This window comes from Xanthomonas sp. SHU 308, assembly GCF_000364645.1.
Taxonomy (GTDB): Bacteria; Pseudomonadota; Gammaproteobacteria; order Xanthomonadales; family Xanthomonadaceae; genus Xanthomonas_A; species Xanthomonas_A sontii.
Window position 1 is genome coordinate 1 of the sequence record NZ_AQOK01000064.1, and the last position, 8,799, is coordinate 8,799.

At 70.0% G+C, this 8,799-nt stretch carries 7 protein-coding genes and 1 pseudogene; 5 read left to right on the forward strand and 3 right to left on the reverse strand.

Going from position 1 to position 8,799, the window contains the following annotated elements:
- The 3 genes and pseudogenes from D588_RS23855 to D588_RS0102975 all read left to right on the forward strand — a co-directional run.
- Positions 1–662, forward strand: a pseudogene (locus D588_RS23855) (MFS transporter); the annotation flags it as partial.
- Positions 663–787: 125 nt separating this feature from the next.
- A complete protein-coding gene (locus tag D588_RS0102970; RefSeq protein WP_043083224.1) occupies positions 788–2,230 on the forward strand; it encodes an aldehyde dehydrogenase family protein in 1,443 nt (480 codons plus the stop codon).
- 165 nt (positions 2,231–2,395) lie between these two features.
- Positions 2,396–3,058 (forward strand): TetR/AcrR family transcriptional regulator, encoded by a 663-nt coding sequence (locus D588_RS0102975; protein WP_017914915.1) that lies wholly within the window; start codon positions 2,396–2,398, stop codon positions 3,056–3,058.
- Positions 3,059–3,224: 166 nt separating this feature from the next.
- On the opposite strand, the gene D588_RS0102980 is transcribed toward D588_RS0102975, so the two are convergent.
- From D588_RS0102980 to D588_RS0102990, 3 genes are all read right to left on the reverse strand, one after another.
- A complete protein-coding gene (locus D588_RS0102980) occupies positions 3,225–4,118 on the reverse strand; it encodes a hypothetical protein (protein WP_017914916.1) in 894 nt (297 codons plus the stop codon).
- 64 nt (positions 4,119–4,182) lie between these two features.
- Positions 4,183–6,426 carry a DNA topoisomerase IV subunit A gene (parC, locus tag D588_RS0102985; RefSeq protein ID WP_017910990.1) on the reverse strand — a complete coding sequence of 748 codons (2,244 nt, stop codon included), beginning with the start codon at positions 6,424–6,426 and terminating at the stop codon, positions 4,183–4,185.
- A gap of 57 nt (positions 6,427–6,483) precedes the next feature.
- Positions 6,484–7,287 carry a helix-turn-helix transcriptional regulator gene (locus D588_RS0102990; protein WP_191091457.1) on the reverse strand — a complete coding sequence of 268 codons (804 nt, stop codon included), beginning with the start codon at positions 7,285–7,287 and terminating at the stop codon, positions 6,484–6,486.
- A 222-nt stretch (positions 7,288–7,509) separates the two neighbouring features.
- Here D588_RS0102990 and D588_RS0102995 point away from each other — a divergent pair, with 222 nt between their 5' ends.
- Positions 7,510–7,959 carry a MarR family transcriptional regulator gene (locus tag D588_RS0102995; protein WP_026143312.1) on the forward strand — a complete coding sequence of 150 codons (450 nt, stop codon included), beginning with the start codon at positions 7,510–7,512 and terminating at the stop codon, positions 7,957–7,959.
- A 10-nt stretch (positions 7,960–7,969) separates the two neighbouring features.
- On the forward strand, positions 7,970–8,799 hold an 830-nt coding region (locus D588_RS0103000; RefSeq protein ID WP_017914917.1), incomplete at its 3' end, for an efflux transporter outer membrane subunit.

An 8,799-nucleotide genomic window follows, 5' to 3' on the forward strand; every position in this document is an offset into this window, starting at 1 on the left:
CGGCGGCCCTGCCGGCAGCGGCGAGCCAGGCCCCCGCCGCCAGCGTCCAGTGCGCGACGACCGCCACCGCCAGGCTGCGCTGGTCGCCGGCGACGCTGGCGCCATTGCTGGTGGCGTTCCTGCAGATGTCGGCGATCGGCGCGCTGTGGGCCTACCTGGAGCCGCTGGCGTTGCGCGCGGGACTGGACGCGCACGCGGCGCAACTGCAGACCTCGTGGGTGCTGGGCATGCAGATCGTCGGCGGGTTGGCGGCGATCTACTGGGTGCGACGGCTGTCGGTGACGGCGACCCTGGCCCTGGGCAGCGTGGCGCTGTGCCTGGTGGCCGCGGCGATGTACCGGGTTCCGGGCAATGCGACGCTGGGCTTTGCCGCGGTGTGCGTGGCGTTCGGCTTCGCCTGGATGTTCCTGATGCCGTTCCATGTCGGCCTGGCGCTGCGCGCCGATGCGCAGGGGCGGGTGGCGGTGCTGGTGCCGGCCGCGCAGTTGATCGGGTCGGCCTGCGGGCCGTTGCTGGCGTCGCTGCTGCTGCATGCCGACGATCCGGCGCCGGTGCCGCTGGTCGGTCTGGGCTTTGCGCTGACCGCGGCGCTGCTGGCGCTGTGGATCGGCCGGCGGCAGCGCCGTCCGGCCGTCGTGGAGGCGGGCTCGCATGCGGGCTGATGCTGGTGGCCGTGCGAGCGTGCTGGCCGCTGCGATGACGCGCTTCCGTCGGCCGCGCATGGTGCAGGGCAGGGGACTGCCAGGCACCGGGCATCGGCCGATGTCCGCCAAGCAGGAGCGCGGCGATGGCGTCTGAGCCCGTGCTGGACACCCAACCGGAGACGGTCGCGGCGCTGTTCGCCGCGCAGCAGGCCACCGCGCTGGCCTGGCGCGGCTCCTCGGCGAACACGCGGCGCGCGCATCTGCGTGCGCTGCGCGATGCCTTGCTGGCGCGACGGAAGAAGCTGATCGCCGCCTTCGCCGCCGATTTCGCCAAGCCCGCACTGGAAGTGGAATTGACCGAGCTGCTGCCGGTGGTCGACGAGATCGCCACCGCCATCGCGCAGCTGCCGCGCTGGATGCGTCCGCGCAAGGTCTCGCCCACCTTGCTTGCCCTGGGTACGCGCGCGCGCATCGCGTTCCAGCCCAAGGGCCGCTGCCTGATCATCGGGCCCTGGAACTACCCGGTGGCCACCGTGCTGGGGCCGTTGGTGTCGGCACTGGCCGCCGGCAACACGGCGCTGATCAAGCCCTCCGAATTCACCCCGCAGGTCAACGCGGTGCTGCAGGCGGTGCTGGACGAGGCATTCGCACCGGAAGAAGTGGCCCTGGTGCAGGGCGGCGCGGCGACCGCGCAGGCCTTGCTGGCCTGTCCGTTCGACCATGTGTTCTTCACCGGTTCGGCGGCGGTCGGCCGGGAGGTGATGGCCGCGGCGGCGCGGCAGCTGACGCCGGTGACGCTGGAACTGGGCGGCAAGTCGCCGGTGATCGTCGACCGCAGCGCCGACCTGCGTCTTGCCGCCGAGGTGATCGTCTGGGCCAAGCTGGTCAATGCCGGACAGACCTGCATCGCCCCGGATACCTTGTTCGTGCATCGCGACGTCAGCGCGCGCCTGCTCGCACACTGCCGCGCCCTGCTGGCGCAGCGCTACGGTGCCGGCGCGCAGGCGGTCGCCGCCAGCCCGCACCTGGCGCGCATGATCCACCCGGCCCATGCCGCGCGGGTGGCCGCGCTGATCGACGAAGCGCGCGCCGGCGGCGCGCAGTTGCTGGCCGGTGGCGAGCACGACGCGGAGAGCTGCTACGTGGCGCCGACGCTGCTGGCGCAGGTGCCGCCGCAGGCGCGGATCGCGCGGGAGGAGATCTTCGGTCCGGTACTGCCGGTGGTCGAGTTCGCGCGCCTCGACGAGGTGCTCGATCGGCTCGACGTCGCGCCCAAGCCGTTGGCGCTGTACCTGTGGAGCCAAGACCGTGCCGGCATCGCCCAGGTGCTGGCGCGCACCAGTTCCGGCAGTGCGGTGGTCAACCACTGCCTGCAGCAGTTCGTGCACAGCGGTTTGCCGTTCGGCGGGGTGGGCGCCTCGGGATTCGGCAGCGCGCACGGCGTGCACGGCTTCCGCACCTTCTCGCACGAACGCGCGCTGCTGCGCGGCGGCCGACTGCCGATCGTCAAGGCGTTCTTTCCTCCGTACACCACGTTGCAGCGGCGCTTGGCGGCCGGCCTCAGCGGTTGGCTGGCACGGCGCTGAGCGACGTTGCCGGTGTGCCAGCGGCGGGCGCGGTAAGATGCGATGTCGGCGCGTGCCGCGACGTCGCGGCGCAGCCCGCGCACCCATTGCCGCGGCGATGCGTGCCGTCAGGCTGGCGACGTGCCGCCACCGCGGCGCCTGCTGCTTCACCACCATCGAGATCCCATGCCCGCCGACACGCCGCGTCCCTCCGCACCGCACCGCCCGCGCCTGACCGGGAACAAGGTGCCGGCCCAGCATCGCGCCACAGAAACCTACGAACAGATCCTCTCGGTCACCGCGCAACTGCTCGGCGACGTCGGCGTGGAGCGGCTGTCCACCAACCTGGTGTGCGCGCGTGCCGGGCTGACGCCGCCGGCGCTGTACCGCTATTTCCCCAACAAGTACGCGCTGCTGTCGGAACTGGGCCGGCGGCTGATGGAGCGGCAGAACCAGCTCGTCCCGAAGTGGATCACGCTGCAGGCGATGAGCGGCACGCGCGAGGAGTTGCAGCGCGCGCTGGCCGGGTTGGTGCTGGATACCTACCGCGTCACCAAGGCGACCGAGGGCGGGGTGTGGGTGCTGCGCGCGTTGCGCGCGGTGCCGGCGCTGCAGCAGGTGCGCCTGGAGTCGCATGCGCAGGTGACCAAGGGCCAGGTGCGCTTCCTCAGCGAGGCCTTCCCCGACGCCGACCCGCGCCAGTTGCGCCTGGTCAGCCGCATCGTGGTCGACCTGATCTATGCGACCGTGGAGTTGCTGTTCGACACCCGCCTGAGCGCGCGCGCGGTGGCCGATACGGTGGCGGCGATGATCGCCAGCCATATCGAGCAGTTGCGCGATGCGGCCTAGCGAGAATATCCCCGCACTCGGGAACGGGCGCGCAGACCATTGCGCTTCTTATCGCCGGAGCGGCCGGCGCTAGCCGCGACACGCTGAGGTGTCGCGGCTGAAGGCGCTCCTACGATAGGAGTGGATCCACTTCGGTATCCCCGTAAGTTCCGATCCCGCGGATGTCTCACCAGGAAGCGACGACGCTGCCCTTCTTGACCACTTCCACCTTGTCGCTCGTACTGTTGTAGCGCAGATACACGCTGCCGTACTTCTCGAGGATGATGCGCTGATTGGCATTCATTCTCAGGCTGTTGTCGCCAAGGTCGATGCCCATGTTGTAGTTGGACTGGTCGAAGTTGATGCCGATGTTGCCGAGCGCGCCGCTGTCGAAGTGGATGCCGTTCTGCCAGCCACGCGTGCCCGGCTGGATCTGGATGGCATGCGTGCCGGCGGTGCTGGAACCCGGGGTGTTGAGCAGATTGAGGCCGATCGTCGACCCGCCGTTGGTGTAGGAGGTCAATTCGCCGTTGAACAGGATGCTGGTGCCGTGCGTTGCGACGTTTTGCCCCGCGATACCGTCGTAGCCGTGGAACAGTTCGCTGTGGAAACCCGCCAGCCACGGCGAACCGGTGCTGCGCTGGAACGCGCGGACGGTGGCGCCCACGCTCTGCGAACTGTCCTGGGTCGCGTTGGGATGTTTGGTCGCATTGAGCTGGATGTACAGCGGCCAACTGAAGGAGTTCTGCTGGTCGGACTCGGAGATCAGCGACAGGATCTCGTTGGTGTAGCCGGGGCCGACATTGGACGCATCGCGCCGGCCCCAGCGCACGGAGGTGTCCAGCGCCGGCGCGGACACCGGCGTGCTGGAGAACTCCATGAACTGGCTCAGTTGTTCCCCGACGCTGGTGATGGCGCCGGCGCTGGCGACCACCAGGGCGGCGACGCCGAACAGCAGCACCCGGTTGACCGTCACGGCACGGCGCAGGCGTTGGTCCTTGGCCTGGAGTTGTTGCTCCAGCCGCTCCACCCTGGCAATCAAGGACGCGTCATTGCCGGCATTGCTCACGTTCTCGTTCATCGTTGCGTTCCTTCGTTGAGATGACTGACAAGCCGGGGCTGGACGGATGTCCAGCGAGGCGCGCTTACTCCACCGCCAGATCGTCGACCTTCTGCCAGCCGCGCGGCAGCAGTCCGCCGCGGCTGGCGCGGGCGCCGAGGTAGGCGTCCAGGTCCTTGAACGACAGCGACATGGTGCGTTGGCCGCTCTTCACCAGCAGCGTGTTGCCCGGCGCCACCGCGGCGATCGCCACCACCCGCTCGGTGCTGAGCTTGGCCTTGGGGATGTCGATGATCTTGTTGCCCTTGCCCTTGTCCAGCTCGGGCAGGTCGGCGACCGGGAACGCCAGCAGGTGGCCGGCGCTGGTGACCGCGACGATGCGGTCGCTGCCGGCGCCGCTCACCGGTGCGGGCGGCAGCACCTTGGCGTTCGGGGTCAGGTTGAGCATGGCCTTGCCGGCCTTGTTGCGGCTGGTCAGGTTCTCGAAGCGGGTGACGAAGCCGTAGCCGTGCGAGGACGCCAGCACCAGACGGCTGTCGTTCTCGCCGCTGGCGATGGCCTGGAACGAGGCACCGGCCGCAGGCGAGAAGCGTCCGGTCAGCGGCTCGCCGTTGCCGCGCGCCGAGGGCAGGGTGTGGACCAGGGTCGAATAGGCGCGGCCTTCCGAATCCAGGAACGCCACCTGCTGCGTGCTGCGCCCGCGTACCGCCGCCAGCAGGCCGTCGCCATCGCGGTAGGACAGCGCCGCCGGATCCACGTCGTGGCCCTTGGCCGCGCGGATCCAGCCCTTCTCCGACATCACCACGGTCATCGGCTCGCTCGGCACCAGCTCGGTCTCGTCGATGGCCTGGGCCGCACCACGCTGCACCAGCGGTGAGCGCCGCGCATCGCCGAACTTCTTGGCGTCGGCCATCAGCTCGTCCTTGATCAGCTTCTTCAGCTTGGTCTTGCTGGCCAGCACCGCCTGCAGCTGCTCGCGTTCCTTGGCCAGCGCGTCCTGCTCGCCGCGGATCTTCATCTCCTCCAGCCGCGCCAGCTGGCGCAGGCGCGTCTCCAGGATGTAGTCGGCCTGTTCCTCGCTGAGCCCGAAGCGCGCGATCAGCGCCGGCTTCGGCTCGTCCTCGGTGCGGATGATGCGGATCACCTCATCTAGGTTGAGGAACGCGGTCAGCAGGCCTTCCAACAGGTGCAGGCGGCGCTCGACCTTCTCCAATCGATGGTTGAGGCGGCGCACCACGGTGTCGCTGCGGAAGCGCAGCCATTCCTCCAGCAGGGTCTTGAGGTTCTTGACCTGCGGGCGGCCGTCCAGGCCGATCACGTTGAGGTTGACCCGGTAGCTGCGCTCCAGGTCGGTGGTGGCGAACAGGTGGCCCATCAACTGCTCGGCGTCGACCCGGTTGGAACGCGGCACCAGCACCACCCGCACCGGGTTGGCGTGGTCGGACTCGTCGCGGATGTCTTCCAGCCAGGGCAGCTTCTTGGCGCGCATCTGCTGCGCGATCTGCTCGATCACCTTGGACGGCGACACCTGGTACGGCAGCGCCGTGACCACGATGTTGGCGTTTTCCTTCTGGTAGGTGGCGCGGGCGCGCACGCTGCCATGGCCGGTTTCGTAAATGGTGCGCAGGTCGGCGGCCGGGGTGATGATCTCGGCGGTGGTCGGGTAGTCCGGGCCGCGCACGTGCTCGCACAGGTCGGCGACGCTGGCGTCGGGGTCGTCGAGCAGGCGGATCAGCGCGCTGACGATCTCGTTGAGGTTGTGCGGCGGCACGTCGGTGGCCATGCCCACGGCGATGCCGGTGGTGCCGTTGAGCAGCAGGTGCGGCAGCCGCGCCGGCATCCAGGTCGGCTCGTCCAGGGTGCCGTCGAAGTTCGGCGACCAGTCCACCGTGCCCTGGCCCAGTTCGCCCAGCAGCACTTCGGCGATCGGGGTCAGCTTGGACTCGGTGTAGCGCATCGCCGCGAACGACTTCGGGTCGTCGGTGGAGCCGAAGTTGCCCTGGCCTTCGATCAGCGGGTAGCGGTAGGAGAACGGCTGCGCCATCAGCACCAGCGCTTCGTAGCAGGCGCTGTCGCCGTGCGGGTGGTATTTGCCGATCACGTCGCCGACCGTGCGCGCGGACTTCTTCGGCTTGGCCGTCGCGTTCAGGCCCAGCTCGCTCATCGCATAGATGATGCGCCGCTGCACCGGCTTGAGCCCGTCGCCGAGGAAGGGCAGGGCGCGGTCCAGCACCACGTACATGGAGTAGTCGAGGTAGGCGCGTTCGGCGTATTCGCGCAGCGGCAGCTGTTCGAAGCCATGGAAGGCGGGGCGGGCGAGATCGGTCATGCGCAGGAAATACCTATAGGGGAACGCGGCGCCAGGCGCCGCAGGTCAGCCGGTCGATTATCCGGATGCGGCCGGCGATGCCAAGCCGCGCGTGCCGCCGGCGCTGGCCAGGTAACGGGCCGGAGGATGGCCGAAGCGGCCGCGAAAGGCGGTGACGAAGGCGCTGGGGCTGCTGTAGCCGAGTCGGAAGGCGGTGTCGGCGACGCTGGCGCCGTCGCTGAGCCGGCGCAGCGCCTCGGCCAGCCGCGCCTGCTGGCGCCAGCCGGCGAAGCCGAAGCCGGTCTCGTCGCGGAAGTGGCGGCTCAGGCTGCGCGCCGACAGCCCGGCCCAGTGCGCCCATTGCGCTAGCGAGCGGTCGTCGGCGGGGGTTTCCAGCAACTGGGTGGCGATCCGCAGCAGCCGGCGGTCGCGCGGCATCGGCAGGTGCAGATGCTCGACCGGGGCGTTGCGCACCTCGTCCAGCAGCACCGCGCACAGGCGCTGCTGCTCGGCCGCCAGCACCGGCGGCACCCCCCACTGGCTCATCCGCCGCAGCACCTCCCGGAACAGGCCGTTCATGCCGATCACGCAGGTCCGCGGCGGCAGGTCGGCGCAGACGTCGGGGCGGATCAGCACCAGGTAGCTGCGCACCCGCCCGGACACCTGCACCGTGTGCAGTTCCTGCGGCGGCATCCAGCCGGCACAGCCCGGCGGCAGCGACCACTGGCCGTGCGCGGTGCGGGTGCTCAGCACGCCGTCCTCCACATAGATCAATTGCCCGCGCACGTGGCGGTGCCAGTCCACCTCGCGCCGCAGCGACACCGGCGAATGCGCGATGAAGGCCAGCGCGGGCGGGCCATCGGCGCGCTCGAACCACTCCATGGCGCGCGGGTCCAGCGCACTGTCGGAGCCGACGCTGGCCGGAGCGTCGGCCGGCTGGGTTGGCGCGATTTCGATATCCATTGTCCGGATTGTAATACCGAGCCATGGCCGCGCGCCGCTACAGTGCGCTCGCCGTCAGCGTTCCTCCGCTGCAACGCAGCATCTAGTTTCCTTGGGGATATTTTCTTGACATATATTTCTAAATGAAAATAATAGGCGCCCATGAACTGCGCTCCCTCCTTTCCTGGCCCGCCCTCGTTCGGCCTGTTGCTGCGCCAGGTGCGTGACGGCCTGATGCGCCGCCTCGACCGCGCCATGGCCGGGCTGGAGCCGGACCTGGGCTTCAGCCACTACATCGGCATGAAGGCCCTGGCCCACATGGCGCCGTGCACCGCCAACGAACTGGCCCAGGCCATCGACCAGAACCCCAGCGCGGTGACGCGCCTGCTGGACAAGCTGGAAGACCTGGGCTGGGTGCGCCGCGAGGCGCACGCGCAGGACCGCCGCGCGTTGCGCCTGGTGCTGACCGACGAAGGCCAGGCGCTGTGGCAGCAGCTCAAGCAGCGCGGCGACGACGTCATCGCCGATGCCTTGCGCGATCTGTCCGCCGACGAGCGCGAGCACTTGTTTTCGCTGTTGGTCCGCGTCCGCGATTCCCTCAATTCGCCCTGAACCCGCTCACATGACTCTGTCTTCTTCTCCCTCCCGCCTGCGCCCGTTCGCGGTCGCGGCCCTCACCCTGGCACTGGCGGCCTGCGCCAGCAGCCGTGGCCTGGAACCGCAGGGGCGCCGGCTCGATGCCGACCGCCAGCTGCACATCGGCAAGACCCTGGCCGCCGACGCGCTGGCGCCGGCGCCGTGGCCGCAGCAGGACTGGTGGAAGGCGCTGGGCGATCCGCAGCTCGACGCGCTGATCGCCGAGGCCCTGCAGGGTACGCCCAGCCTGGACGCGGCCGATGCGCGACTGCGCCTGGCGCAGGCGCAGGCCGGCGCGGCCGATGCCGACCGCGGCGCCAAGCTGTCGCTGTCGGCCGGCTACACCGGCCTGCAACTGCCCAAGGGCCTGGCCGGCGACGAGATCGGCGGCAAGTACATCCACAACGAGCAGGCGCTGCTGAACTTCAGCTACGGCTTCGACCTGTGGGGCGGCAAGCGTGCCTCGTGGGAGGCGGCGGTGGACCAGGCGCATGCGGCCGAGGTCGACGCGCAGGCCGCGCGCCTGGACCTGTCGGCCGGCGTCGCCCGGGCCTACGCGCAACTGGGCTACGCCTGGCATCTGTACGACCTGGCCGGCGCCGAACTGGCCCGCTCGGAGAACAGCCTGAAGCTGGTGCGGCAGCGCCGCGATGCCGGCATCGACAACAACCTGCAACTGCGCCAGGCCGAGGCGCGGGTGCCGGCGGCGCGCCAGCAGCAGGCGGCGGCGCAGCAGCAGATCGACGAAGCGCGCACCGCCCTGGCGGCCTTGCTCGGGCGCGGCCCGGATCGCGGGCTGCAGATCGAGCGCCCGCG

What these genes read in the sequence shown, in the direction of transcription:
- D588_RS0102980 (WP_017914916.1), bottom strand. Translation starts at nt 4,118, where the DNA reads ATGAACGAGAACGTGAGCAATGCCGGCAATGACGCGTCCTTGATTGCC.
- D588_RS0102995 (WP_026143312.1), top strand. Translation starts at nt 7,510, where the DNA reads ATGAACTGCGCTCCCTCCTTTCCTGGCCCGCCCTCGTTCGGCCTGTTG.
- D588_RS0102990 (WP_191091457.1), bottom strand. Translation starts at nt 7,287, where the DNA reads ATGGAGTGGTTCGAGCGCGCCGATGGCCCGCCCGCGCTGGCCTTCATC.
- D588_RS0102975 (WP_017914915.1), top strand. Translation starts at nt 2,396, where the DNA reads ATGCCCGCCGACACGCCGCGTCCCTCCGCACCGCACCGCCCGCGCCTG.
- parC (WP_017910990.1), bottom strand. Translation starts at nt 6,426, where the DNA reads ATGACCGATCTCGCCCGCCCCGCCTTCCATGGCTTCGAACAGCTGCCG.
- D588_RS0102970 (WP_043083224.1), top strand. Translation starts at nt 788, where the DNA reads ATGGCGTCTGAGCCCGTGCTGGACACCCAACCGGAGACGGTCGCGGCG.